Genomic DNA, 25,665 nt, shown 5'->3' on the forward strand with positions numbered 1-25,665 from the left:
CTGCAGCGCCGACACCGTCTGCAGGTCGCCGCCGAGCGCGCCGCCGGCGAACAGCTTGACCGTGATCTTGTTGCCCGACTTCTGCGCCACCAGGTCGGCGAACTTCTGCGCTCCCTGCGCCTGCGGGTGGCCGGTCTGGTTCTGGAACGCGAACTTGAGCGTGCGCTCCTTGACCTGCGCCTGCGCGCCGGCCAGGGCCAGCACCGCCGACAGGGCCACCAGGGTGTTGCGTGCGATGTGCTTCATGAAGAGTCTCCTTGGGTTTTGTGTTCTGTGAAGTTCAGCCGTGGAAGAGCTTGGCCGGCCAGGTCACCAGCCACGGGAACAGGACCATGAGGAACATGATCACGAACTCCGCGATCATGAAGGGCACCACGCCCTTGGTCACGTCGTCCATCGAGATCTTGCCCACGCCGGCGACCACGTTGAGCACCGTGCCCACCGGCGGCGTCACCAGCCCGATCGAGTTGTTGATGATGAACAGCACCCCGAAGTACACCGGGTCGATCCCCGCCGCCTTCACGATCGGCATCAGCACCGGCGTCAGGATCAGGATGGTGGGCGTCATGTCCATCGCCGTGCCCACGATCATCACCAGCACCATGATCGCGATCATCAGGAGGGTCTGGTTGCCCATGAACGGCTGCAGCAGGCCCACCACCTTCGAGGGCAGGTCGGCCACCGTGATGAGCCAGGCGCTGACCATCGCCGCGGCGATCAGGAACATCACGATGGCGCTGGTCTTGGCTGCGCCCACGAAGATGCCGTACAGGTCGCCCCAGCTGAGCTCGCGGTAGATCACGATCGAGACGAACAGCGCATAGGCCGCCGCCACCACCGCCGCCTCGGTCGGCGTGAAGACGCCCATGCGCAGGCCCACCAGGATGATCAGCGGCAGCATCAGCGCCCACAGCGCCTTGCGGAACGCCGTGAAGATCTCGGCCCCCGACTTGCGCGGCGGCGGCACGATCTTCTCCTTGCGCACCAGCCAGGCCCAGGTCAGCCACAGCGCCGCGCCGATCAGGATGCCCGGCACGATGGCCGCGAGGAACAGCTTGGAGATCGAGACGTTGGCCGCCACCCCGAAGATCACCAGCCCGATGCTCGGCGGAATCACCGGCCCGATCACTCCGGTGGCCGCGATCAGGCCGCCGGCGCGCGCCTTGTCGTGGCCGGCCTTGACCATCATCGGCAGCAGCAAGGCGGTCAGCGCCGCCGCGTCGGCCACCGCCGAGCCCGACAGCGCCGACAGCAGGCAGCCCGCCAGGATCGTCACGTAGCCCAGGCCGCCCTTCACGTGACCGACCAGCGCCAGCGCGAAATCGACGATCCGCTTGGACAGCCCGCCGACGTTCATGATCTCGCCGGCCAGCATGAAGAAGGGCACCGCCAGCAGCGGGAAGCTGTCGGCCCCGCCGATCACGTTCTGGGCCAGGATCTGGGCATCGAACAGGTCCAGGTGCCACATCAGCGCCACCCCGCTGGCCAGCAGCGAGAACGCGATGGGAATGCCCATCGCCATGGCCAGCAGCAGCGCGCCGACGAAAACGAGGATGGTCATGGCTTGCTCCCGTGGGCGGCGGCCGGCGAGGCTGCGATGTCGGGCGGATTGCCCAGGATCTGCTGCAGCGCCACGGCCTCTTCCGACTCCTGGACCATCACCAGTTCCTCGTCGGCCAGCTGGCCCGTGAGCAGCCGGTAGAGGTCCAGCGCCAGGATGAATCCGGCCAGCACCGAGAACACGATGCCCGACGCATACACGATCGCCATCGAGGCGCCGGTGACCGGCGCCGTGACGTCCCAGTTGATCCGGGCCTGCGCCAGGCTGCCCTGGAACAGCAGCCAGACGATGTAGAGCATCACCAGGTGCCCGAGCGCGAGGCAGACCTTCTTGCCCGCGGGCGGCAGCTTGGACACCACCATGTCGACGCCCAGGTGGCCATGCTCCTTGAGCGCCACCACCGCACCCAGGAAGGTGACCCAGATGAACAGCCAGCGCGAGACCTCCTCCGACACCGTGATGCCGGAGTTGAAGCCGTAGCGCAGCACCACGTTGCCGAACACCAGCACCACCATCAGCGCCAGGAACAGCGCGATCACGGCTTCGATGCCCTTGCAGCATCGGTCGATCCATCGATTCATGTCTTTGATCTCTTGTGTGAACCTCGAGCCACGGCGCACGCTTTCGCGGGCACGGCCGCCGGGGCCCCTATTCCATTCGGACTCGGCGCTTCACGCATCACGGTGCTAACCCTGGAAATGATCGGCGAACGCACGCCTGCGATCGATCATCGAACGCCGCCCCATCTACGACAGCCACGACGCACTGGGCACGCTCCGGACCATCGAGGCGATGTTCGCCTCGGCGCGCAGCGGCGGATGGCAGGACATCGCCACCGGCCGAGCGGCGGCAATCCTTACGACGACTTCGACTGCCCGTCGAGGCGGCGGCTGGCGTCGAGCGCGTAGACGACCTGCTTGTCGTCGGCCGACTTGTGGGCGGCCCCGCCTTCGGCCGAGGCCGAACCGGGACCGTAGACCTCGCGTTCGAGCCGCTTGGCGCGCTCCGCGTACATCCGCGCCAAGGCGCCATGATGCTCGGCCGCGGCCTGGTGCTCGATGCGAGCCATGTGCGCTTCTTCGAGCAAGGTCATGACGCGCCGCAGGTGACCGTTTCGACCGGCCTGAAAGAAACCAAACATCGGATCCTCCTTCATCGAAGCCGTGGCAGCTCGCTGCTTTGTACTCCAATCACCGGCCCCGCGCCTGCAGGACGGATCCCACGGGAGAGGTAGGCTGCCCGGGCGATGGCGCAAACGCTGCCGGTCGGTAGACTCGGCCGGTTCGGCGTCAGCGCAGGTGGGCCAGGTCCCTGACGTCGGCGTGCAGCGCCGACCTGTCCGTCCCGGCCATCGGCAGGCTGACCAGCAGTTCGAGGCGCCGCCGCAGCGAGTAGAGCATCAGGATCGCCGAATGGGCCGTGTCCCGGGCATCGGCTTCGGCCGCGGCGATGTCCGGGTAGGCCCATTCGGCCGTGGCGGGCTGGCCGGGCCAGCGCGGCTCCAGGCCTTCCACCGACGGCTCCAGCGTGATCACAAAATCCGGCCTGAGCGAGCTCAGGCGCACCAGATCGTCCCAGCTGCGCGGCGGCGACGGCGGCAGCGCGATCGCGGCACTGGCGAGCGCACTGGCAGCGGCCGGATGCACCATGCGGCCGACCTGCCCGGGCTGGCCGCAGGAATAGGCCGCGAAGCGCCGCTCCCGGTCCAGGTGCAGGAGGCAGGCCTCGGCCAGGATGCTTCGCAGCGTATTCCTGCGCGAGACGAAGACCACCCCTGTTCGTTTCTGCATGTGAAAGAGAATACAGCGATATGCGGGCCGATGCGCCCCGCGAGACCGCTCACGCGCAACCTCACCACGCCAGCGGCAGCTTGCGCAGGATCGCCAGCCGGCCGTCGCGCTGCACCACGTAGCCGCCGGCCGTCAGCTCCTTCATCACCCGGTTGACCATCTCGCGCGAGCAGCCGATGCGGTCGGCGATGTCCTGCTGGGTCAGCTTGTGGCGCAGCACGCGCTCCTCGCCGACCGGCTCCGACAGCTCGTTCAGGACCCGCACCACGCGCCCGTAGACGTCCTGCAGCGCGATGCTGCTCAGCTGCTCGGTCAGGCGCCGCACCATGCGGATCAGCTTGCGGTTGAGGTGCATGGCGAATTCGGCGTGGGCCTCGAGGAAGCGGCGCAGCTCCGCGCCCTGGACGACCCGGCAGCTGCAGGCCTCGATCGCCTTGATGGAAGCCGAGCGCCGCTCGCCATCGAGCGACAGTTCGCCGAAGTAGCTGCCCGGCCCGTACTCGCTCAGCACCAGCTCGCGGCCGTCCTCCGAGCTGGCATAGACCTTCACCCGTCCGCTCAGCACGATGTAGAGCGAATCGGTGGCGTCGCCTTCGTTGATCAGGATCGCCTGGGCCGGAAAGGAACGGACGACGCCGTACGGCGCGATGGCGTCGAGCAGGGTCTGCGGCAGCCGTTCGCCGGCGTCCTCGTCCAGTGAACCCATCACCCACCTCCATGGCTCGGGCCCGGGCCCCGGCCTGGGTGTGACTTTTGTCACACCGGTGCTGCGCACTGCGCACTCGCCGAAACGGGCGCCCCTGCCTAGATTAAGCCCCCATGACCGCCTCGATCAAGCATCTTTCGCCACGCCGGGTGCGTGCCATGGGCATCGCCGCCCTGGTGCTGGCCCTGCTGGGGTGGTGCGCGATGCTGACGGGCTGCGCCAGCCTGCCCGCCGATGTCGCGCGGCCGGTGTCGGTGGCGCGCACCGACGTCGACCACACCCGGCTGGCGGCGCTGGCCGCCGAGGCGGTGCCGGCCGACGCCGGCCGGCGCTCCGGCCTGCGCCTGCTGCCGTCCGGGGACCAGGCTTTCGAGGCCCGCATCGCGCTGGCCCGCGCCGCCGAGCGGTCGATCGACGTCCAGTACTACCAGATCGCCGACGACGCCTCCGGGCGCGAGTTCCTGGCCGCCCTGTGCGAGGCCGCGGGCCGCGGCGTGCGGGTCCGGGTGCTGGTCGACGACCTGCAGGCGGCCGGCCAGGACGCCCTGCTGGCCGGCTTCGCGGCGCGGCCGAACGTCGAGCTGCGCCTGTTCAATCCCTTGCCGGTGCGCGAAGGCAGCGTCGCCGGCCGGGTGCTGTTCTCCGCCCACGAGTTCACGCGCATCAACCGGCGCATGCACAACAAGCTGTTCATTGCCGACGGCAGCTTCGCGATCAGCGGCGGGCGCAACATCGGCGACGACTACTTCGGCCGCAGCGGGCCGGTCAACTTCATCGACATGGACGTGCTCTCGGCGGGCCCGGTGGTGCGCGAGCTGGCGGCGGTGTTCGACGACTACTGGAACAGCCGGCACGCCTATCCGATCGAAGCGCTGGCGGCGCAGACCGCCACGCCGGAGGCCGGCCGGCGGAACTTCGACGCCCACGTGCGCCCGGCCGGCGCGAGCGGGCGCCCGGTCACGGCGCGCGACCCGCTGGACCAGGGCAGCGTCGGCGCCCAGCTGGCCGCCGGCCACGTCGTCCTGCACCTGGCCGCCGTGCGCGTGCTGGCCGACCCACCCGGGAAGATCGACGCTGACGCCGCCGCGCAGACCGACGGCCCGGTGATGGAGGGCCAGCTCGCGCTGATGCAGGCCGCGCACGCCGACGTCCTGATCGCGTCGCCCTACTTCGTGCCCGGCCGCCGCACCCTGGACGTGCTGCAGCGCGCCACCGGCGAGCAGGTCCGGGTCTCGGTCATCACCAACTCGCTGGCGACCACCGACGAGCCGCTGGTGCACTTCGGCTACGCCCGCTACCGCACCGCGCTGCTCGACATGGGCGTCGCGCTGTACGAGCTGATGCCCGACGACGACGACGCGCACGAGGTGGCCGAGGGCCCGCGGGGCTCGCTGGGCCGCCTGCACGCCAAGCTCGCGGTGGTCGACGGCCAATGGCTCTCGATCGGCTCGATGAACATGGACCGCCGATCGGCCCATTGCAACACCGAGATGGGGCTGGTCATCGACAGCCCCGAGCTGGCCGGCCAGGTCGCCAGCCTGCTGCAGCGCGACCGCCTGCCGCAGAGCTACCAGGTGCGCAGCCCGGGGCCAGGCAGCCGGCTGCAATGGGTGTCGCAGGCCGGTGCGCAGGAAGTCGTGCACCGCGTCGAACCGAACCTTACCTGGGGCAACCGGATGCGGCTGTCGCTGCTCTCGATGCTGGTCGACGAAGAATTGCTCTAGGGCTTGATGCCCCGCACGCTGAAAGCGTCGACCGGGCGCTGGAAGCCCTTCAGGTTCAGCGCCGGCACCGGGTCGACCTCGAGGATCGGCTCGAGCTGCGCATGCACCTTGCGCGAGATCAGGATCTGGCGGCTCGCCGCTTCGCCGCACAGCCGCGCCGCCAGGTTGGTCACGGTGCCGATCGCGCCGTAGTCCCAGCGCCCCTCGAAACCGATCGCGCCCAGCGTCGCGAAGCCCTGGGCGATGCCGATCCCCAGGCCGAGCGAATAGCCGCGCCGCAGCCAGGCATCGGCCAGCGAGCCGATGCGCTCGCGCATCGCGAGCGACATCCGGACCGCGCGCTCGGCGGCGTCGGGGACCGGCACCGGGTCGTTGAAGAAGATCATCATGCCGTCGCCGGTGAAGTGCTCGAGCGTGCCCTCGTGCGCGAGGATCAGTTCGCCGGCGGCCGCATGGTACTGGCGCAGCACGCCCATCACCTCCTCGGGCTCCGCGATCTCGGCGAAGGCGGTGAAGCCGCGCAGGTCGAGGAACACCACCGTGATCTCGCGCCGGTGGCTCAGCAGCGGGTCCTCGGCGCCGCCGCTGACGATCGCCTCGGCCAGCTGCGGCGAGAAGAAGCGCCGCAGCCGCCCCACCCGCTCGAGCTCGGCGACCTGGGTCGCCACCCGGTGCTCGAGCGTGGCGTTCCAGCCCTTCATCTGCGCCACCAGCCCCTCGACCTCGTCGTGCAGGCCCTTGATGCGCAGCATCGAGCGCACCCGCGCCGCCAGGGCGGCGTGATCCACCGGCTTGGTGAGGTACTCGTCGCCGCCGGCCTCGAGCCCCGCCACCACGTCCTTCAGGTCGGTCATGGCGGTGACGATGATGATCGGCGTGAAGGGAAAGCCGGGATCGGCGCGCAGCCGCTTGCAGACCTCGATGCCATCGACCTTGGGCATCATCAGGTCGAGCAGGATCAGGTCCGGCGCCAGCGTGCGGGCGGCGGCCAGGCCTTCTTCGCCGTCGGCGGCCGAGACCACCTCGTAGCCCTCGCTGCCGAGGCGGGCCTGCAGAATCTTGACGTTGGTCGCGTTGTCGTCGACGATGAGGATGCGTGGGGGGGTTCTCACCGTCGGTTCTCCCTGAGCAAAAACTGTAGCGGCTTCGCACCCGAACCACAAGGCGGTGCGCCCTGCGCGGTGGAGGCCTGGCCATCAAACTTGAACAGCTTGTTACGCGCGTGCTCAAGCGGTCACCATTTGCCTGGCTGGTGCTGCGGGTCGCCCACGCCCGCGCCTCGGTCCATACCAAGCTGCTGGTCGCCTTCCTGATCATCACGCTGCTGTTCATCGCGATGGCGGTCGCCAGCCTGCTGCTGCACCTGAACACCACCGCCCAGAGCCGGCTGCTCGACCAGGCCCACGAGCGGGTCAGCTGGTCGCAACAGAGCCAGTACGCGCTGGGCCGGCAGATGCACTTCACGGCGCTGGCGCTGCTGTCGAAGGACGAGGCCGCGATCGAGCGGATCCTGCGCGAGAACAACCGCTTCAACGAGACCCTGGCCAAGCTCGACACCGCCGCGACCGCGGGCCAGAAAGGGCTGATCGACCAGATCCGCGCGTCGCAGGACGACGCCATGGGCGTGGTGGCCGACATCGCCAATGCCATCCGCGACGGCAAGCTGGCGGACATCACGGGCGAGCTGCTGCAGCGCGAGGAGCGCCTCGACGCCCAGATCGCGCAGCGCATGGGCCAGCTGGTGGAGGCGGAGCAGAACCGGATGGCGCGCCTGCGCGACAGCGTCGACGCCGCCAATCGCCGCTCGCTGGTCCTGACCTGCGTGTTCGCGGTCAGCGCCGTGCTGCTGGCCTGGCTCTGCGGCTTCGTGATCTCCTGGTCGTTCATCCTGCCGGTGCGCGCGGCCCATGGCTATCTGGACGATGTCGCGGCGGGCAACTTCGGGCGCAAAATCTCGGTCCCCAACCGTGACGAATTCGGAACGCTCGCCGACCGGATGAACCACATGAGCCAGCAATTGCATCGCCTCGACGACTCCCAGCGGCAGGCCGCCGCCAAGCTCGTGGACCTCAACGAGCAGCTGTCGCGCGCCAGCCAGGCCAAGAGCGAGTTCCTGGCCAACATGAGCCACGAGCTGCGCACCCCCATGAACGCGATCCTCGGCTTCAGCGAGATGATGATCGACGGCATCTACGGCGAGGTGCCGCACGCGCTGAAGGAGCCGCTGACCGACATCCAGGTCAACGGACGCAACCTGCTGCGGCTCATCAACGACGTCCTCGACCTGTCGAAGATCGAGGCCGGCCGGATGGAAGTCGCGCTCGAGGACTACTCGGTCGGCGACGTGGTGAACACGGTGCGCAGCTCGCTGCGCTCGATCGCGGCCGAGAAGGGCCTGGCGTTCACCGCCCATGTGCCGGACGACCTGCCGGTGGCGCGCGGCGACAGCGGCCGGCTCACCCAGTGCCTGACCAACCTGGCGGGCAACGCGCTGAAGTTCACGCGCCAGGGCAGCGTCGACATCGCCGTCGAGCGGGTCGGCGACCAGCTGGTGTATTGCGTGGCCGACACCGGCATCGGCATCGCGGCCCAGGAGCTGGACAACATCTTCACCGAGTTCCGCCAGGTCGACACCACCATCACGCGGGAGTTCGGCGGCACCGGCCTGGGGCTCAGCATCTCGAAGAAGTTCGTCGAGCGGCTGGGCGGCCGCATCTGGGTCGAGAGCGAGCTGGGCAAGGGCTCGCGGTTCATGTTTTCCGTGCCGTTGCGCGCGGGGGAAGGCAGCCCATGAGCGAGCGCAAGATCCTCTACGTCGAGGACAACGAATACAACCGCAAGATCGTGCGGCAGCTGCTCAGCCGATCGCCCTGCCGCCTGATCGAGGCGGGCGACGGCGAGACCGGCGTCGCCCTGGCGCGGCAGGAGTTGCCCGACCTGATCCTGATGGATGTGCAACTGCCGAAGATGTCGGGGCTCGACGCGACCCGGCTGCTGACCACCGAGGCGCCGACGCGCCATATCCCGATCATCGTCATCACCTCGTACGCGCTCAGCGGCGACCGCGAGAAGGCGATGCAGGCGGGCGCCGCGAGCTATCTCGCCAAACCCTACAGCCCGAGCGAGCTGCTCGCCATGGTGAAGCAGTTCCTGCCGGGCCTCTGAGGCCGACGCCAAGGGGGTCGCATGACGAAGACCATCCGCACCGCCACCGGCGGCGGCCACGCGCTGCTGCTGCTGCTGGGGCTGCTCGCCGCCTTCGCGCCGGCACGGGCCGAGGAAGACCAGGCGCAGCAGTTCACGCCCGAGTTCCGGCAGATCCACACCAGCAGCGACCCCAAGCACACGCCGAAGATCATCGCACCCGACAGCGTCCGGCGCGGGGCCTGGTTCAACGTGACGGTGAGCGTCGGCGTGGGTTCGATGCACCCCTCGCTGCAGGAGCACTTCGTGCGCTACATCGCGCTCTACAAGGACTCGGTGGAGATCGCGCGCGCCTACCTGCACCCGGTGTATTCGGCACCGACCGTGACCTTCACGGTGGCGCTCGACGAGGGCGGCTCGCTGCGCGCGGTGGCCGAGCCCACCCATTCGGCGGCCTGGGAGGCGTCGAAGAAGATCAGCGTGCTGCCCTGAGCGCGCGGCTGCCGCTCACCGCGGCTTCATCTCGACCGTGATCTGCGCCGGCTGCTGCTCGCCGACGGTCACGCTGACCGGCACCATGCCCAGGCGCTCGTGCCAGACCTGCAGCTTGTAGGGCCCCGGCGGCAGCTTGTCGAAGGCGAAGCGGCCGTCAGCGCCCGTGACCGCATAGTAGGGGTGCGCCGCCACCACCACCCAGGCCACCATCCAGGCATGCAGGTCGCAGTTGATGCGCACGATCTCGGGCTCCGCGAAGGTGATCGGGATCGTCCGCCCCATGGGCTGCGTCCGGTTGAACGACACGTTGCGCTTCGGCGTCGCGTGGATGTTGTGCAGCAGGCGGTCGCTGTTGAGGAAATCCACCGTGCCGCCGACCGGCACGATCACGATCCGCGGCACGAAGGTGCAGCCCTTCTGGTCGAGTTCCACCTTCTCGGTGCGAGGCGGCAGCGGCGCGCCGGGCGGCGGCGTCTCGATCCAGACCACCGCATTGCGGATCTCCCTCGCCGCGGACAGCTGAAGGTCGTCGGCGGGCTTCTCGTTGCCGCACAGGTACTGGTCGATCGTGACCGGCACCTTGACCGGCGCCGGCGGCGGGCCCGCGAACACCACCCGGCCCCGCAGCTCGCCGGCCAGCCCGTGGCCAGCCAGGCCGCAGCCCAGGGGCAGCAGCGCCAGAAGCGTGAGGATGCGGGCTGGATTCAACGGAAGTCCCCCTTGGGGTCGCCTGGCACCGAGTATTGCCGGCCTGGGCGAGGCGTCAATACGCCGAAGTGGAGGCCACGCCGAGGTCATTCGGCGTAGGACGGCGCCGGACGGATGTCATGTCAAGATGCTGCCGATGCGACGCTCCGCCCTGCGCACCCGATGGGAACATCTGTCCTCCGGCCGGCTCGGCAGGCTCCGGTCGCTCTGGAAATACCTGGCGGGCGGGCTTGCGGTTGTGCTTTTGCTGCTGGCCTTCGTGCGGGTGGCCAGCGAGGTGATCGAAGGCGACACCCACGGCATCGACACCACCCTGCTGCGCGAGGCCAAGCTGTTGCGGGATGCGCACCCGGTGTTCGCCCATGTCATGCGCGACCTGAGCGGGCTCGGCAGCACCACCGTGCTGAGCTTCTTCACCGCCGCGACGGCGGGCTACCTGCTGCTGGTCTCGGCCCGCGTGCACGCGCTGGTGGTGGTGGCTGCCGCGCTCAGCGGCGCGGCGCTGATCAGCCTGCTGAAGCCGGCCTTCGGCCGCATGCGCCCGGATGCCGCCCTGGCCGATTTCACCGCCTCCGGACTGAGTTTCCCGAGCGGCCACGCCAGCATGTCGGCCGCGGTCTTCCTGACCCTCGGCGTGATCTCGGCCAGCACCCGGACCCGGCTGTCGGAGCGGCTGTACATCCTGGCCGTGGCCGCCGCCGCGGCCGTGCTGGTCGGCCTCAGCCGGATCGCATTGGGCGTGCACTGGGCCAGCGACGTGCTCGGCGGCTGGGCGCTCGGCGCGGCCTGGGCGCTCGGCTGGTCGATGGTGGCGTTCCGCCTGCTGCGCGCGCGCTAGCGCGGACGCGCCCGCCGCGAGATCAAGCGCCGCAGTGCCGCTCGCACACCCGGCTTGTCCGCCACGCCGACGGCGATCGGCCGATCGCGATAGAGGGCGCGCTGCTCTTCGAGCACCACGCGCAACGCTGCCATGCTGGATTCGCTGTAGGCCCAGATGCCGGTGACGACGAACTGGCCCGGCAGCGCATCGGCCTTGGGCCGGATCTGGACGTTGATGGCGCCGATGCGGTCCATGGTCTCCATGCGTGCGGCCGCCTGCTGGATGCCGCCGCCGAGGATGCTCACGTCGCGCGTGAACGCGAAGCTGATCGCCTGCACCTGGTGGAACTGCTCGGAGATGAAGGCGCAGATCTCGAGGAACACCAGCCGCCCGACATGCCGCTGCTCGTCGCGCACGACCCGGGTCGGCTGGAAATGCTCGATGTGGATTTCCGTGCCGGCATTGCCCACCGGCACGGGATCCAGCGTTCCCAGGAGAACGTTGGCGTCGTACACATGCATGGGCTGACCGAGCTGGTAGGGCACGGCCCCGGGCCCGGTGATCCGGAGTTTCTTGAACGTCATGAAGGGCTTCGCCGGGCGCGCGGGGCTGATTCCCCGGCCTTGTTCCGAACGTGTTGCCTTTCGCTGGACTTTAAGAGAAGTCCGGCCGCCAATCCGGCGGGCCCGGGAAGTTAACGCGACTCAACTTGACATAGTTCACGCAATTTGGCAGCAATCCACCCTGCGCCAGCCCGGCCGCCGGCCAGCGCGCCGGCCACCTTCGATATTAGTTTGAATTTGAATTTGAATTTGATATCATCCGGCCACTCACCCGAGAGCAGCCCATGAACAAGAAACCCCTCCTTGCCGGTGCCGTCGCCCTTCTCGCTGCAGGCGCGCTTGCCGCCTGGTACTTCAGCCGCCAGCCCGCCGATGCGCACCAGCTCGTGCTCTACGGCAATGTCGACCTGCGCCAGGTGTCGCTGGCCTTCAACGGCAGCGAGCGCATCGCCAGGCTCGCGGTCCAGGAAGGCGACCGCGTGACGGCCGGGCAGGTTCTGGGCGAGCTCGACACCCGCACCCTGCAGCTGCAGGCGGCCCAGGCCGAGGCCCAGATCGCCAGCCAGGCCCAGGTGCTGCAGCGGCTCAAGGCCGGCAGCCGTCCCGAGGAGGTGGCGCAGTCGCGCGCCCAGGTCGCGGCAGCGCAGGCCGACGCCGAACTGGCCCGCCAGCAGCTCGAGCGGATGCAGGGCATCCGCCAGACCACCGCCGGCCGCGCCGTGAGCCAGCAGGACCTGGACGCCGCGCAGGCGCGCCGCAAGGTCGCCGACGCGCAGCTGGAGAACGCGCGCAAGGCGCAGCAGCTCGTGGTGACCGGGCCGCGCAAGGAAGACATCGCGCAGGCCCAGGCGCAGCTCGATGTCGCCAGCGCCGCCCTGGCGGTGCTCAGGCACCAGCTGCAGGAAGCACGGCTGGTGGCGCCGATCGACGCGGTGGTGCGCGCGCGCCTCATGGAGCCCGGCGACATGGCCTCGCCGCAGCGCCCGGTCTTCACGCTCGCGATCACCGATCCCAAGTGGGTCCGGGCCTATGTCACCGAAGCCGACCTGGGCCGCGTCCGGCCCGGCATGGCCGCCACGCTGGCGACCGACAGCCACCCCCGCGAGCCGCTGGCCGGCAAGGTCGGCTACATCTCGTCGGTGGCCGAGTTCACGCCCAAGACCGTGCAGACCGAAGAGCTGCGCAGCAGCCTGGTCTACGAGATCCGGGTGCTGGCCGACGACCCCGGCGACCGGCTGCGGCTCGGCATGCCCGTGACGGTGCGGCTCGCGCTGGACGCCGGTCCGGCGAACGCGGGGAGCAGGCCCTGATGGCCGGCGCCGGGCCGGCGCTGGCGGGCCGGGGCCTGCACAAGCGCTTCCGGATCAAGGGCGTGGCGGCCCCGGTGCGCGCGCTCGACGACGTGTCGCTGGAGGTGCCCGCCGGAAGCCTCACCGCGCTGGTCGGCCCGGACGGCGCGGGCAAGACCACCCTGCTGCGCCTGGCCGCCGGCCTGATGCGGGCCGACGAAGGTGCGCTGCAGGTGCTCGGCATCGACGTCGCGCAGGACCCGCAGGCGGTGCAGGACCGCATCAGCTACATGCCGCAGCGCTTCGGCCTCTACGAAGACCTCAGCGTGCAGGAGAACCTCGATCTCTACGCCGACCTGCACGGCGTCGGCCGCGCCGCCCGGCAGGAGCGCTACGCCCGGCTGATGGCGATGACCGATCTCGGGCGCTTCACCGCCCGCCCCGCCGGCAAGCTCTCCGGCGGCATGAAGCAGAAGCTGGGGCTGGCCTGCACGCTGGTGCGCTCGCCGGCGCTGCTGCTGCTGGACGAGCCGACGGTGGGCGTCGACCCGTTGTCGCGGCGCGAACTCTGGGAGATCGTGCAGCAGCTGGTCGACGAAGAGCATCTGTCGGTCATCGTCAGCACCGCCTACCTCGACGAGGCCGAGCGCTGTGCCCAGGTCTTCGTGCTGCATGGCGGCAGGCTCATCGCGCAGGGCCCGCCCGGCGAGATCCGCGACAACGCGAGGGACCTGTGCTTCGTCACCACGCCGCCCGCGGGCACCGCGCCGCGAACGCTGCAGGCCCGCCTGCTCGACGCGCCGGCGGTGATCATCGACGCCGTGCCGCAAGGCGGCGAAGTGCGCTTCATCCGGCGACCCGATGCGCCGGCCGGCGCGGTCGACGCACTGCTGGCCGGCGCGCCCGCCCAGCCGGTGGCGGCGCGCCTCGAGGACGGCTTCATGGTGCTGCTGCGCGCGCAGCAGGCCGCCGCCGCCGCGCAGCCGCAGCCCGCAATGCAGCCCGCCGCCGCCGCGCAGGAAGTCGTCATCGAGGTGAAGGAGCTGGTGCGCAAGTTCGGCGACTTCACCGCCGTGGCGAGCACCAGCTTCGACGTCCGCCGTGGCGAGATATTCGGCCTGCTCGGTCCCAACGGCGCCGGCAAGACCACCACCTTCCGGATGCTCTGCGGCCTGCTGCCGGCCAGCAGCGGCTTCCTGCAGGTGGCCGGGGTCAACCTGCGCACCGCACGCGCCCAGGCACGGGCGCGCATCGGCTACGTCTCGCAGAAGTTCGCGCTCTACGGCAACCTCACGGTGGCCGAGAACCTGCAGTTCTTCGGCGGCGCCTACGGCCTGCGCGGCGACCGGCTGGACGATCGCATCCGGACCGTGCTGCGCCAATTCGACCTGGTCGGCCAGGAGAGCGCCACCAGCGGCCAGCTGCCCGGCGGCTTCAAGCAGCGCCTGGCGATGGCGACCGGCCTGCTGCACGAACCCGAGATCCTGTTCCTGGACGAACCCACCAGCGGCACCGATCCGCTGGCGCGGCGCGAGTTCTGGCGGCGCATCACGGCGCTGGCCGCCGGCGGCGTGACGGTGATCATCACCACCCACTTCATGGAAGAAGCCGAGTACTGCGACCGCATCGTGATCCAGGACGCCGGCAAGCTGCTCGCCATCGGCACGCCGCGCGAGGTGCGCGTGCAGGCCGGCAGCGCGGCGGACAGCCGGCTCAGCATGGAGGACGCCTTCATCGACATCGTCACGCAGGCACGCGAAGCCGGCCGGCGCGCCGCGCCGGCGGCCCGCGACCGCGCCCCGGGCGCGCCCCTGCAAGGACCGCAAGGAGCCAGCGCATGACCCCGCCCGCCCAGCCGCAGCCGGCCGCGCCGCGCAGCCGCTTCTGGCCGCGGCTGATCGCGCTCACGCGCAAGGAATCCCGCCAGCTGATGCGCGACCCCAGCAGCCTGGCGATCGGCATCCTCTTGCCCATCCTGCTGATCCTCATCTTCGGCTACGGGCTCTCGCTCGACGTCAAGAACGCGCCCATCGCCGTGGTGCTCGAAGACACCTCGCCCACCGCGGTGCAGGCGGTCTCCGGGCTGCAGCTCACGCCCTACATCTCGCCGGTCATGCTGACGTCGATGCGCGAGGCCGAGGCGCTGATGCACCAGCGCAAGGTCGACGGCATCGTGCGCGTGCCGGGCGACTATTCGCGCCGGCTGGAGGCGGGCGACGCGCGCATCCAGCTGATCGTGCATGGCGCCGATGCGGGCAAGGCCTCGATCGTGATGCGCTACGCGAGCAGCGCCCTGGCCCAGGACAGCCTGCGAATGGCGGACCGCGCCGGCGGCGGCACCCCGTCGGGCATCGGCCGGGTCACGATCGAGCAGCGCATGTGGTTCAACGCGGCCAACGACAGCACCTGGTACCTGGTGCCCGGGCTCATCGTGCTGATCATGACGCTGGTCGGCGCCTTCCTCACCGCGCTGGTGATGGCGCGCGAATGGGAACGCGGCACGCTGGAGGCGCTGTTCGTCACGCCCGTGCGGCCGGTGGAGATCCTGCTCGCGAAGATCATTCCGTACTTCGGCATCGGCATGGCCGGCCTGCTGCTGTGCCTGGTGGCGGCGCGCTTCCTGTTCGAGGTGCCCATGTACGGCTCGCTCGCCGTCATCGTCATCAGCGCGATGCTCTACCTGATCGTCGCCGTGGCCGTGGGCCTGGTGATCTCCTCCGTCACGCGCAACCAGTTTCTCGCCAGCCAGGTGGCGCTGATCTCGAGCTTCCTGCCGTCGATGATGCTGTCGGGGTTCCTGTTCGACTTGCGCAACGTTCCCACCGCCGTCCGCATCGTCGGCCAGGTGCTGCCGGCGACCTACTTCATGGAGCTGATCCGCACGCTCTTCCTGGCGGGCAACGTGTGGCCGCTGATCCTGCGCAACTGCGCCATCCTGCTCGCGTATGCGGTGGTGCTGCTGGGCGTCGCGCGCTTCGTCACGCGCAAGAAGCTGGACTGAAGGACGACGACCCATGAACGGCTCGATCATCGACTTCCTGCGCCGCGTGGCGCACCTTTGCCGCAAGGAACTGCTGGTCATCCTCAAGGACCCGTCCAGCCGCGTGATCCTCGTCGTGCCGGCGCTCATGCAGAGCCTGCTCTTCGGCTACGCCGCCACCTACGACCTGAGCCATGTCGACTACGCGCTGCTCGACCAGAGCCGCGGCGGCGCATCGACCGCCCTGATCGCCAGGCTCGACGGCACCGGCGTGTTCCGCCGCGCCGCCACGCTCGATTCGCCGGTCGAGATCGCGCCCGTGGTCAATGCCCAGAAGGCGCTGGTCGTGATCCAGATCGGTCCGGAGTTCGAGAAGCAAATCAACGCCGGCCAGCCGGCGCCCATCCAGGTCATCATCGACGCGCGCAACTCCAACACCGCCGGCTCGGCGGCCGGCTTCGTCGGCTCGGTCGTCGACGCCTTCAACGGCGAGTGGCGCCAGCGCCATGGCGGCGCGCAGGCGCCCGTGCGGATCGAATCGCGCGCCTGGTTCAACCCCAACCTGGAGACGCGCTGGAACTTCATGCCGGGCATGATCGCCGCGCTCAGCATGCTCCAGACCCTGCTGCTGACGGCGCTCTCGGTGGCCCGCGAACGCGAGCAGGGCACCTTCGACCAGCTGCTCGTCACGCCGCTCTCGCCCACCGAGATCATGATCGGCAAGGCGGTGCCGCCGGTGTTCATCGGGCTGGTGCAGTCCACGCTGGTGCTGCTGGTCACGCTGCTGTGGTTCAGGGTTCCGATGGCCGGCTCCCTGCTCACGCTCTACACCGGCCTGGTCTTCTTCACCGTCGCCAGCGTGGGCATCGGGCTGTCGATCTCGGCCGTGTCGGCCAACATGCAGCAGGCCATGCTCTACACCTTCGTGCTGATCATGCCGATGATGCTGCTGTCGGGCCTGACCACGCCGGTGAGCAACATGCCGCGCGCGCTGCAGATCGCGACGCTGGCCAACCCGCTGCGATTCGCCATCGATCTGGTGCAGCGCGTGTACCTCGAGGGCGTCGGGCTGCTCACGGTCTGGCACGACCTCATCCCGCTCTTCATCATCGCGGCGATCACCCTGCCGCTGGCCGCCTGGCTGTTCCGCCATCGCCTGGTCTGACGCTTCCGAGGACATCGACATGACAAGCTCCCTTCGCTTCCCGTACGGCGCGGCCTGGCTGGCGGCGCTGGCGCTGGCCGGTTGCGCGGTCGGCCCCGACTTCAAGGCCGAGGCGCCCGCGGCGCCGCCGAGCTTCGCCGCCTGGCACGGCGGCTCGACAGCGCTGATCCCGCCGCAGGCGCGCACGGACACGGCGGCGCCCGCCGGCTGGACGATGTTCGGCGATCCGGTGCTCGATGCGCTGGAGGCGCGCGCGCTCGCCGCCAATGCCGAGCTGCAGACCGCCGCGTTGCGCTTCCTGCAGAGCCGCGCGCAGCGCAGCGTGGTCGAATCGCAGAAGGCCCCGCAACTCAACGCCAGCGCCGGCGCGACGCGGCTGCGCCAGAGCGAGAACGGCGAGACCCGGCGACTGCTCGACGCCATCGATCCGCCCAACCAGGAACAGCTGATCCAGGTGTTGAGCGAGCCGCACTACTTCTACCAGGCCGGTTTCGACGCCTCGTGGGAGCTCGACCTCTGGGGCCGCGTGCGGCGGGCGGTCGAATCCGCCGACGCCAATGTCAGCGCCTCGCAGGCCTTGCTGGCCCAGGTGCAGCTCAGCGTGCAGGCCGAGGTCGCGCGCCGCTACTTCGAGCTGCGCGCCGCGCAACGCCAGATCAGGATCGCCCGCGACGACATCGCGGCGGCCGAGGAAACGCTGGAACTGGTCAAGGCCCGTGCCGACGGCGGACTGACGACGGACCTCGACGTGACGCGCCAGAACGCGCAGGCGGCCGATCTGCGCGCGCGCCTGCCGCAGCTGCTGGCCCAGGAAGCGCAGGCCATCAACCAGATCACGCTGCTGCTGGGCGACCGGCCCGGCACCCTGCAGTCGCAGCTTGCAGCCCCGCCCGATGCGGTCTCGGCGGCCGCCCTGCCCGACCTCTCGCTGGGCCTGCCTTCGGACATGGCGCTGCGCCGGCCCGACATCCAGGTCGCGCAGGCGCAACTGCACGCCGCCACCGCCAGCATCGGCGTGGCCATGGCCGACCTCTACCCGCGCGTCACCATCGGCGCGGGCTTCGGCTTCCAGTCGGTGGACGGCAGCAGCTTCGCCGACTGGGGCAGTCGGCAATGGTCCATCGGCCCCAGCATTCAGCTGCCGATCTTCGACGGCGGCCGCCGCCGCGCCACCGTGACGCTGCGCGAGCTGCAGCAACAGGAGGCGGCGGTGAGCTACCAGCAGACCGTGCTGAAGGCCTGGCACGAGATCGACGACGCCCTGAGCGCCTATTCGGCCGAGCGGCTGCGCAACCTGCAGCTGGCCGAGCGCGAACGCAGCAGCCGCGACGCGCTGCAGCTGGCCCGCGTGCGCTACGACCACGGCCTGACCGACTTCCTGGTGCAGCTCGACGCCCAGCGCACCTGGCTGCAGGCGCAGCGCGAATACACCGAGAGCACGAGCCGGCTGGCGCTGGGGCTGGTGGCGGTGTCGAAGGCGCTCGGCGGCGCCGGTGAACTGGCGCCGAAGTCCTGAAACGGCGAACGGCCCGGCAAGTGCGTACGATGTCGGCCAATGACCGCTTCCGCGTCGCCGTTGGTCGAGACACTGACCGAGCTCAACATCGTCGACCTGCTGGATTCGACCGGCCTGTCGCGTCTGCGCGGCACGCCGTTGCGCCACCTGCTGCGGCCCACGGCCCGCCGCTTCGCCCGGACGGCGCACGAGTTCGACGCCCGCGTCGGCGCGCATGGCCTGGCGCAGGGCAGCGCCTGGCTGATGGACCGGATGACTGGCGGCATCGTCACCTCGGGCCTGCAACACGTGCCGCCGCAAGGCCCCGTGGTCATTCTGGCGAACCATCCGGGAATGACCGACACGGTGGCCCTCTTTACCAGTCTCGCCTCCCGACCCGACCTCCGGGTGATCGCTTCGGACCGGCCTTTTCTGCGTGCCCTGCCCAACGTCGCGCGGCAACTGATCTTCCTGCCCGATGAGGAACGCGGACGGATGGCCGTCGTTCGTGCTGCCGCCCGGCACTTGCAGGACGGCGGCGCCCTGCTGACCTTTCCGGCCGGCGAGATCGAGCCCGACCCCGCCACCTTCGGTGCCCAGCGGGCGGCGGCGTCGTTGCGCAACTGGTCCGACAGCTATGCCCTGTTCGCCCGGCTGACGCCGCGAACGCGGTTCGTGCCCGCGCTGGTGAGCCATGTCATCTCGCCGGCTGCGCAGCGGCATCCGCTCACGCTGCTGCGCCGCACGGCGCGCGACAAGGAGAAGCTCGCGGCTGCCCTGCAGGTGGCGCTGCCGCGCTACCGCGACCTGGTCGCCAGGGTCACGTTCGGCCAATCGCCCACCGCGGGGCCGGACGAGGCGCAGGCGCTCGGCGCCGCCATCGCGGCGCAGATGCGCCAGCTCATCGATTCGCACGGGGCGGCGCAACCGAATTCACCGATGGTCAGACCTTCGTAGCGCCTATGCTAGGCGGTCAAGAACAAAGTCCTTCCCCGGCCACGGCCGCGAGACAACCTGCCCATGCACCCGACCGGAACCCTGCGCGGCATCGCCGCGATGCTGTTGGCTTGCGCCTTCTTCGCCAGCATGGACGCGCTGCTGAAGAACCTGGCCGGGCACTACCCGCCGGTGCAGGTGATGGCGCTGCGCGGCCTCACGGCCCTGCCCTTGGTATGCCTGTACATCGCCTGGCGGCGCGAGGCCGCCGGCGTCTTCAATCGCCAGCTGCGCTGGCGCCTGCACCTGCTGCGCACCACGCTGAACATGGCGATGCTGGTGCTCTTCGTCTACGGCCTGCAGACCCTGGGCCTGGCCGAGGCCTACACGCTCAGCTTCATCGCGCCATTGCTGATGGTGCTGATCGCCGTGCCGATGCTGGGCGAGTCGGTCCAGCCGCGGCACTGGATCGCCATCGGGCTGGGCTTCGTCGGGGTCGTCGTCGCCCTGCGGCCCGAGCAGGGCGCCTTCCTCTCGACGGGCGCGCTGGCGGTGCTGGTGGCTGCGGTCTGCTATGCGCTGTCGAACATGCTGGGCCGGCTCATCAGCCGCACCGAATCGAGCGCCGCGCTGGTCTTCTGGACGACGGCCGGCATGGCGGTGGGCGGCAGCCTGCTCGCTGCGCCGCAATGGGTGCCGATCCAGGCCCAGCACACCTGGGTGCTTGCGGGTCTGGCCATCAGCGGCTTCCTGGGCCAGATGACCATCGCCGAGGCTTTCCGCCACGGCCAGGCCGCCGCGATCGCCCCCTTCGAATACAGCGCCCTCGCCTGGGCGCTGGTGCTGGACTGGTTGTTCTGGCAGACCGCGCCCGATGCCTGGACGCTGGCCGGCGGCGCGCTGATCATTGCGAGCGGACTGTGGCTGGCGCGAAGCGAAGCGCCGAGGTCTGCGCGGCAAAAGCGGCAGGCGGCCTGAGTCGCGGCGCTGGGCCGCCGCACGCGCACTCGCCACCGGCCGTGGACCAGCGGCCGCGTCCAGGTTCAAACGCTCACCGCGCCCCTGAATCCTCGCGCGGCATAGTAAGACTCGGCCCCGTTGTGATACACGAAGACCTTGCCGTAGCGCCGGTCGCAAAACAGCGCGCCACCGAGTCTTCTGACGTCGGGCGGGGTTGCCACCCAACTGGACGTCTTCAGGTCGAATTCCCCGAACTGCTGAAGTTCGCGATACTGCGCCTCCGTCAGCAGCGAGACACCCATGGACGCCGCCATCTCGATGGCGCTGTCCTGCGGCTTGTTGAGTTTCCGGGAATTCAGCGCTGCCGCGTCGTAGCACAGGCTCCTGCGCCCCTGCGGACTCTCGGCGGCGCAGTCGCAGAAAAGGAAGGCGCCGCCCTCGCCCGCTGCCCCGACGACATCGGGTTCGCCTGCGGTCCTCTCCATCTCGAAGAGTGGCTTCAGCGGGTCGGGGCTTCGCTGCAGGCGGGCATGGACGTCGCCCCAGTCGACGCCTCGGTGCCTGTGCATGTTCTGCATGAACCGCAGTTTCAAAGCGCCGACGAGGTCTTCGCGTTGTGGTGCCTTCAATTCGCCTGCTCCTTTTCCTTCGCCTCGGTGCCATTCCGCCTCGCGGCCGATGGCTGAATTCTGCCGCGGCAGGGCGACAATCGCCCATGCCATCCATCAGCCGCGTCATTCAGCATCCGCAACGCGCGGAGCTGCACAACGAAGTCCACGCCCGACCGCCGGAAGCGCTGGCAGGCGCCCTGGCCATCGCGCACATCGTGATGCTGGCCGATGGGCCGCAGCGCTCGCGCAGCCGCGCGCATCTTGCGAGCCTGCTTCGCGACCATCACCTGCCGCCACCCGACGAGAACACCACGCACCTGCGGGTCGAGTTCGGATCGGTGCGCTTGCGCTGGGAGCTGCACACGGAGTTCGTCACCTGGACCTTCACGCTGCCCGGACCGGCCGACGCGCAGCATCCTCGCCTGCCAGCCAGTGCGATCCATGCCGTGCCGCAGGACTGGCTGCGCGAGCTTCCCGGGCAGTGCCTGTGCAGCCTCGATCTCTGGGTGTTCCCAGGGCGCGGAAGCGCCGACGACGCCTGCGTCAGGGAATGGCTCCACGAGCAGACGCTGGTGGGCTCCAGCGTCGCGGGCGAGCAGGCGCAGGTGTTCACCGACTTCGCCATCCACGCGGACGGCGCCTCCCGCATCCTGCTGTTCACCGATGCGCTGCAGCCCCGCCGGCTCGGACGACTGGTGCAGCGGGTCCTCGAGATCGAGACCTACCGGATGGCTGCGCTGCTCGGCCTGCCGGCGGCGCGGCAGGCGGGCGAGGCGCTGGGCAGCGCGGAGGGGGAACTGGCCGCGCTCGCGCAGGCCATCCACAGCGCCGAACGCGACGCGGAACCGGCCCTGCTGGACCGGCTCACGCGCCTGGCCGGCGAGGTCGAGAGCCAGCATGCGGCCACCCATTCGAGGCTCTCTGCCAGCAGCGCGTACTTCGAGTTGCTGGACCAGCGCATCGTGCAGATCGCCGAAGCCCGGCTGGGCGGGCTTCAGAGCATCGCCGAGTTCATGGAGCGACGCCTGACCCCGGCGCGCAAGACCTGCGAATGGGCGGTCCGGCGGCAGGACTCGCTGTCCCAGCGCGTCTCGCGGATGAGCAATCTGCTGCGCACCCGGGTGGAGATCGAGCAGCAGCAAAGCAGCCAGGCCCTGCTGGAAGCCCTGAACCGCCGGCAGGACCTGCAACTCAAGTTGCAGGCCACCGTGGAAGGACTCTCGGTGGCCGCCATCACCTACTACATCGTCGGCCTGGTCAGCTATCTGGCCAAGGGGGCCCAGAAGATCGGCTGGCCGCTGTCGCCGGAAACCACGGCCGCACTGGCGATTCCCGTCGTGGCGCTGAGCATCTGGTGGTCGCTGCGGCGGCTTCATCGAAAGATGTTCGTCCACTAGCGGGTGCGAGCGGCTACCAGCGGGCGCCGAAACTGCGCCGCAGCTCGTTGATCTCGGCCTCGCCCAGCGGTGCCGGCGGGTCGCCCCCGGCGGCAGCCAGGGCCCAGAGCCGTGCCGTCTCTTCCAGTTCCTCGAGCACCGCCATCGCCGCCGCCGGCGAGTCGTGCCAGACGTTGGGGCCCAGCCGCGCGAGCATCACGGCACGGATCGGCGTGCCCGCCGCGCCGTAGCGCTCGATCACCTCGGCCACCTGCGCCGCCGCCTCGGGCGCCCCGGGGCGGTGGTAGCGGATCACCGGCACGCGGCCGACCTTCATCACGAAATAGGGCGTCAGTGCGGGCAGCAGCTCGCCGCCGGTCTCGCGCAGCGTGAGCGCCACGCAATGGGTGCTGTGCGTATGGATCACGCAGCGCGTGCCGGCATCGAAGCCGCTCGCCGCGCCATAGATGCGGGCATGCAGCGCCATGGTCTTGCTGGCCCGGTCGCCCTGGGTCTGGCGCAGGCCGCCGTCGAGCCGCGCCAGCCTGGCCGGGTCGAGGAAGCCGAGGCAGGCATCGGTCGGCGTGATCAGGAAGCCGTCGTCGAGCCGCACGCTGATGTTGCCGGCCGTGGCGTGGACATAGCCGCGCTCGAACAGGCTGCGGCCGACGCGGCAGATCTCCTCGCGGGCGCGGTGTTCGTTCATCGCAGCGCGCCGAAGGCCTTGGAAAAGAAATCGTCGCTGCCGAAGTTGCCCGACTTGAGCGCGATGTGCAGGCCCGCCCCGCCGGCCGCCGCGCTCGCCGCGTGGCACCACGGCACGCCGGGGTCGATCTGGCCGCCGATCTGCAGCTGCGCGATCCCGAGCGCCTGCACGCAGGCGCCGGAGGTCTCGCCGCCCGCCACCACCAGCTGGCGCACGCCGCGCTCGACCAGGCCCCGCGCGATCGCGGCGATCGCGCGTTCGACCATGGCGCCGGCCTCCTCGACCCCCAGGCGGCCCTGGACCGCCTTCACGGCCGAGGGCTCGGCGGTGGAATAGACCAGCACCGGCCCATCCGGCAGCAGCGGCTCGGCCCAGGCCAGCACCTGGCCGACCACGTCGCCGCCAGCGGCCAGCTGCAGCGGATCGAGCGCCAGCGCCGGCCGGCCGGCGGCAACGAAGTCCGCCACCTGCCGGTGGGTCGCCAGCGAACAGCTGCCCGACACCACGGCCTGCAGGCCGCTTGCCGCCGGCAGCGCGCTGGCGGTCGACGACGGCGCGATGCCGAAGTTGGCCGGCAGGCCGATCGCCACGCCCGAGCCCGCGGTCACCAGCGGCATCGCGGCCAGGGCGGGGCCGAGGCGCAGCAGGTCGTCGTTGGAGACCGCGTCGACGATCGCGATGGCCACACCCGCGCCGCGCAGCTGCGCGATGCGCGCGCCGACCGCTTCGGTACCCCGTGCCACCGCCACATGGTCGATCAGGCCGACCTGGCGCCGGGTCTGGGCCTGCAGCACCCGCACCAGGTTGGGATCGGTCATCGGCGTCAGCGGATGGTTCTGCATGCCGCTCTCGTCGAGCAGCACGTCACCCACGAACAGGTAGCCCTTGAAGACGGTACGCTTGTTGTCCGGGAAGGCCGGCGTGGCGATCGTGAAGTCGCATTGCAGCGCGTCCATCAGCGCCTCGGTGACCGGCCCGATGTTGCCCACGGGCGTGCTGTCGAAGGTGGAGCAGTACTTGAAGTAGATCTGCCGCGCGCCCTGGGCCTGCAGCCATCGCAGCGCGTCCAGCGATTGCGCCACCGCCTCCGCCGCCGGGATGGTGCGCGACTTCAGCGCCACCACCACGGCGTCGACGTCGGCTGCGAGCGGCGCCTGCGGCACGCCGATGGTCTGGACCACGCGCATGCCCGCGCGCACCAGGTTGTTGGCGAGGTCGGTGGCGCCGGTGAAGTCGTCGGCGATGCAGCCGAGCACGATGGAGGAGGCCTGGGCGGTCATCGGGCTAGTTTACTGACAGCCCGGCGCAGCGGCTGCACCCGCGGGCTTGGGTGAACAGTCTGGCCAAGGCTCGGGCACTAGCTCTCGAAGAAGAAAACGTCAAGGGTCGGAAATCGGTCCTTGGCTTCGATGCAGTCCAAGAGATACACCGCAAACCCCAAGTCCCCCGTCCACAGCGAATAGCGCAATCGCCCAAACTGGGCGAGGTCGCGGTCAGACTGGCGGATGCCGTGCATGGCGAAGGCCCGAGCCCGTTCCAGCCACATGCTTGCGCCAAAACGCCGATGCAGTTTCAAGAACGCGTAGCCGTTGCCCCCGGTGCCATGGCACAAGTTGGACCCCTTGCGCAGTGGACCCGCGCTCCAGGTGGTCTCGCCGCCGGCCACAAGCAGGTCATCGAGGCTGTCCGACGGGAAGTCCGCGAGGCAAATCACGAAGCCCGGAGCACCGTGGCAGAACTGGACAAGACCGGGAGAATCGCCGAGGGGTGCGCCGTCGAGTCTCGCGCGCCAGTTTGCCCTCCCCCGGTCGCACTCGACCGTCTGGCGTACGGTGTTGGCGATGCACGCCTGCCATCCGGACCAGGCCGCAGGCGTGAGCAGATGTCGTCCATTGACAAGAATGGCAGCGGTTGCAACGAAGCCATGGACCGCATCCAAGTAGGTGCTGGTCCTGCCATACAAGTCCTGCGTCCAGTAGTGGCAGCCATGTTCCGTTGACCAGTGAAGCCGAGACCAAAGCTGCTGGGCCGTCGTGCGGTAGAGCTCAGACCACACGGCATCACCCGTCTGCCGATGCAGGAACAGCGAGGCCAAGAGTGTGCCTGGCGCACCCCACATCAGTTCTCGCGCCGGATGGTCGCGCGTGGCCTCCACCAGCTTGACGAGTTCGGCGCATGTCTCGTTGGAGGGTGCATGCCACTGCTGCAGCAGCCGAATGCCCGTGTCTCCCATGAGGTAGCTGCCAAACGGCTTCCCGGACGCGTGGCCCATCTGCTTTCGATTGGGCTCGAGGAGCGATTCCACGCAGGGGGCGTAGTCTCTCTTCAGGCGGCAGGCGCCCCGGGCTTCCAGATAGCGAAGAGCCCACAACACACCGCAAGCACCCCCGTAGAGCATGTAGGAAGGCGCGCACTCCGAACTGTCGTTGGGGTGGGTCGGCCAGAGCAGCTCAGGGGAGAACCGAGCCTCCGCGTCGTCAACGATCTGCTCGATCTTCCTGCGCGCAAACGCTTCGTTCCAGGGGTCGGGGACAAGCGGTTCGTGACGCTCCGAATTGACAAGCATGGCGGCCATGTACACAGTCTACAAAGGTGCGCCGCCGCGGGGAATCCGTTCCGGCGCCATGGTCCCGTTG

25 protein-coding genes and 1 pseudogene are annotated in these 25,665 nt (G+C 69.7%); 13 read left to right on the forward strand and 13 right to left on the reverse strand.

The annotated features are described in order from the left end of the window. From QTI33_RS26740 to QTI33_RS26765, 6 genes and pseudogenes are all read right to left on the reverse strand, one after another. A pseudogene (locus QTI33_RS26740) lies at positions 1-246 on the reverse strand (TRAP transporter substrate-binding protein); the annotation flags it as partial. A 34-nt stretch (positions 247-280) separates the two neighbouring features. Further along, positions 281-1,561, reverse strand: a complete 1,281-nt coding sequence (locus tag QTI33_RS26745) for a TRAP transporter large permease (protein WP_286509401.1) — start codon at positions 1,559-1,561, stop codon at positions 281-283. Continuing rightward, the gene (locus QTI33_RS26750) at positions 1,558-2,142 is read right to left on the reverse strand and encodes a TRAP transporter small permease (RefSeq protein WP_286509402.1); all 585 of its coding nucleotides are present in this window, start codon (positions 2,140-2,142) and stop codon (positions 1,558-1,560) included. Before QTI33_RS26750 ends, QTI33_RS26745 begins: the two co-directional genes overlap by 4 nt. A 275-nt stretch (positions 2,143-2,417) precedes the next feature. Further along, positions 2,418-2,702 carry a hypothetical protein gene (locus tag QTI33_RS26755; protein ID WP_286509403.1) on the reverse strand — a complete coding sequence of 95 codons (285 nt, stop codon included), beginning with the start codon at positions 2,700-2,702 and terminating at the stop codon, positions 2,418-2,420. Positions 2,703-2,850: 148 nt separating this feature from the next. Then, a complete protein-coding gene (locus QTI33_RS26760; RefSeq protein WP_286509404.1) occupies positions 2,851-3,351 on the reverse strand; it encodes an arsenate reductase/protein-tyrosine-phosphatase family protein in 501 nt (166 codons plus the stop codon). Between the two features lie 61 nt (positions 3,352-3,412). Continuing rightward, complete coding sequence (locus QTI33_RS26765) at positions 3,413-4,057, reverse strand: Crp/Fnr family transcriptional regulator (protein WP_286509405.1); 645 nt, start codon at positions 4,055-4,057, stop codon at positions 3,413-3,415. Positions 4,058-4,170: 113 nt separating this feature from the next. On the opposite strand from QTI33_RS26765, the gene QTI33_RS26770 reads away from it, so the two are divergent. Beyond that, complete coding sequence (locus QTI33_RS26770) at positions 4,171-5,781, forward strand: phospholipase D-like domain-containing protein (RefSeq protein ID WP_286509406.1); 1,611 nt, start codon at positions 4,171-4,173, stop codon at positions 5,779-5,781. Here the strand turns inward: QTI33_RS26770 and QTI33_RS26775 are convergent. Then, a complete protein-coding gene (locus tag QTI33_RS26775; RefSeq protein ID WP_286509407.1) occupies positions 5,778-6,893 on the reverse strand; it encodes an adenylate/guanylate cyclase domain-containing protein in 1,116 nt (371 codons plus the stop codon). The two genes, QTI33_RS26770 and QTI33_RS26775, sit on opposite strands and share 4 nt — an antisense overlap. Before the next feature lie 110 nt (positions 6,894-7,003). On the opposite strand from QTI33_RS26775, the gene QTI33_RS26780 reads away from it, so the two are divergent. From QTI33_RS26780 to QTI33_RS26790, 3 genes are read left to right on the forward strand one after another with little or no spacing between them, the layout of a single operon-like run. Next, complete coding sequence (locus tag QTI33_RS26780; RefSeq protein ID WP_286509408.1) at positions 7,004-8,575, forward strand: sensor histidine kinase; 1,572 nt, start codon at positions 7,004-7,006, stop codon at positions 8,573-8,575. Continuing rightward, positions 8,572-8,946, forward strand: a complete 375-nt coding sequence (locus QTI33_RS26785) for a response regulator (protein WP_286509409.1) — start codon at positions 8,572-8,574, stop codon at positions 8,944-8,946. The genes QTI33_RS26780 and QTI33_RS26785 overlap by 4 nt, the downstream gene beginning before the upstream one ends. Positions 8,947-8,967: 21 nt before the next feature. Beyond that, positions 8,968-9,417 carry a desulfoferrodoxin family protein gene (locus tag QTI33_RS26790; protein WP_286509410.1) on the forward strand — a complete coding sequence of 150 codons (450 nt, stop codon included), beginning with the start codon at positions 8,968-8,970 and terminating at the stop codon, positions 9,415-9,417. A 15-nt stretch (positions 9,418-9,432) separates the two neighbouring features. Here the strand turns inward: QTI33_RS26790 and QTI33_RS26795 are convergent, their stop codons facing one another. Continuing rightward, positions 9,433-10,128, reverse strand: a complete 696-nt coding sequence (locus QTI33_RS26795) for a carboxypeptidase regulatory-like domain-containing protein (protein ID WP_286509411.1) — start codon at positions 10,126-10,128, stop codon at positions 9,433-9,435. Positions 10,129-10,264: 136 nt separating this feature from the next. Here QTI33_RS26795 and QTI33_RS26800 point away from each other — a divergent pair, with 136 nt between their 5' ends. After that, complete coding sequence (locus QTI33_RS26800) at positions 10,265-10,966, forward strand: phosphatase PAP2 family protein (protein WP_286509412.1); 702 nt, start codon at positions 10,265-10,267, stop codon at positions 10,964-10,966. Here QTI33_RS26800 and QTI33_RS26805 read toward each other — a convergent pair. Beyond that, positions 10,963-11,532 carry a hypothetical protein gene (locus QTI33_RS26805; protein ID WP_286509413.1) on the reverse strand — a complete coding sequence of 190 codons (570 nt, stop codon included), beginning with the start codon at positions 11,530-11,532 and terminating at the stop codon, positions 10,963-10,965. The two genes, QTI33_RS26800 and QTI33_RS26805, sit on opposite strands and share 4 nt — an antisense overlap. A gap of 263 nt (positions 11,533-11,795) precedes the next feature. Here QTI33_RS26805 and QTI33_RS26810 point away from each other — a divergent pair, with 263 nt between their 5' ends. From QTI33_RS26810 to QTI33_RS26840, 7 genes are all read left to right on the forward strand, one after another. Then, a complete protein-coding gene (locus QTI33_RS26810; RefSeq protein ID WP_286509414.1) occupies positions 11,796-12,821 on the forward strand; it encodes an HlyD family secretion protein in 1,026 nt (341 codons plus the stop codon). Further along, positions 12,821-14,641: an ATP-binding cassette domain-containing protein gene (locus QTI33_RS26815; protein WP_286509415.1), complete on the forward strand. Its 1,821-nt coding sequence runs from the start codon at positions 12,821-12,823 to the stop codon at positions 14,639-14,641. Before QTI33_RS26810 ends, QTI33_RS26815 begins: the two co-directional genes overlap by 1 nt. Then, entirely contained in the window at positions 14,638-15,801 is a 1,164-nt protein-coding gene (locus tag QTI33_RS26820; protein WP_286509416.1) for an ABC transporter permease, read from the forward strand. The genes QTI33_RS26815 and QTI33_RS26820 overlap by 4 nt, the downstream gene beginning before the upstream one ends. Positions 15,802-15,814: 13 nt before the next feature. Beyond that, positions 15,815-16,945 (forward strand): ABC transporter permease, encoded by a 1,131-nt coding sequence (locus QTI33_RS26825; RefSeq protein WP_286509417.1) that lies wholly within the window; start codon positions 15,815-15,817, stop codon positions 16,943-16,945. Positions 16,946-16,964: 19 nt separating this feature from the next. Further along, positions 16,965-18,461 carry an efflux transporter outer membrane subunit gene (locus QTI33_RS26830; protein WP_286509418.1) on the forward strand — a complete coding sequence of 499 codons (1,497 nt, stop codon included), beginning with the start codon at positions 16,965-16,967 and terminating at the stop codon, positions 18,459-18,461. A 39-nt stretch (positions 18,462-18,500) separates the two neighbouring features. Next, positions 18,501-19,397 (forward strand): 1-acyl-sn-glycerol-3-phosphate acyltransferase, encoded by an 897-nt coding sequence (locus tag QTI33_RS26835; RefSeq protein WP_286509419.1) that lies wholly within the window; start codon positions 18,501-18,503, stop codon positions 19,395-19,397. A gap of 63 nt (positions 19,398-19,460) precedes the next feature. Beyond that, positions 19,461-20,354 carry a DMT family transporter gene (locus QTI33_RS26840; protein WP_286509420.1) on the forward strand — a complete coding sequence of 298 codons (894 nt, stop codon included), beginning with the start codon at positions 19,461-19,463 and terminating at the stop codon, positions 20,352-20,354. A 65-nt stretch (positions 20,355-20,419) separates the two neighbouring features. Here the strand turns inward: QTI33_RS26840 and QTI33_RS26845 are convergent, their stop codons facing one another. After that, positions 20,420-21,058 (reverse strand): DUF4256 domain-containing protein, encoded by a 639-nt coding sequence (locus QTI33_RS26845; protein ID WP_286509421.1) that lies wholly within the window; start codon positions 21,056-21,058, stop codon positions 20,420-20,422. On the opposite strand from QTI33_RS26845, the gene QTI33_RS26850 reads away from it, so the two are divergent. After that, positions 21,052-22,344, forward strand: a complete 1,293-nt coding sequence (locus QTI33_RS26850) for a DUF3422 family protein (RefSeq protein ID WP_286509422.1) — start codon at positions 21,052-21,054, stop codon at positions 22,342-22,344. The two genes, QTI33_RS26845 and QTI33_RS26850, sit on opposite strands and share 7 nt — an antisense overlap. A gap of 13 nt (positions 22,345-22,357) precedes the next feature. On the opposite strand, the gene QTI33_RS26855 is transcribed toward QTI33_RS26850, so the two are convergent. The 3 genes from QTI33_RS26855 to QTI33_RS26865 form a co-directional block, all read right to left on the reverse strand. Then, entirely contained in the window at positions 22,358-23,029 is a 672-nt protein-coding gene (locus QTI33_RS26855) for a class II aldolase/adducin family protein (protein WP_286509423.1), read from the reverse strand. Further along, positions 23,026-24,309, reverse strand: coding sequence for a 3-oxo-tetronate kinase (gene otnK / locus QTI33_RS26860; RefSeq protein WP_286509424.1), 1,284 nt, complete (start codon positions 24,307-24,309; stop codon positions 23,026-23,028). Before otnK ends, QTI33_RS26855 begins: the two co-directional genes overlap by 4 nt. A gap of 77 nt (positions 24,310-24,386) precedes the next feature. Next, complete coding sequence (locus QTI33_RS26865) at positions 24,387-25,604, reverse strand: lanthionine synthetase C family protein (protein WP_286509426.1); 1,218 nt, start codon at positions 25,602-25,604, stop codon at positions 24,387-24,389. Positions 25,605-25,665: the final 61 nt, after the last annotated feature.

The organism is Variovorax davisae (assembly GCF_030316845.1).
In the GTDB taxonomy this organism is placed as follows: Bacteria; Pseudomonadota; Gammaproteobacteria; order Burkholderiales; family Burkholderiaceae_C; genus Variovorax; species Variovorax davisae.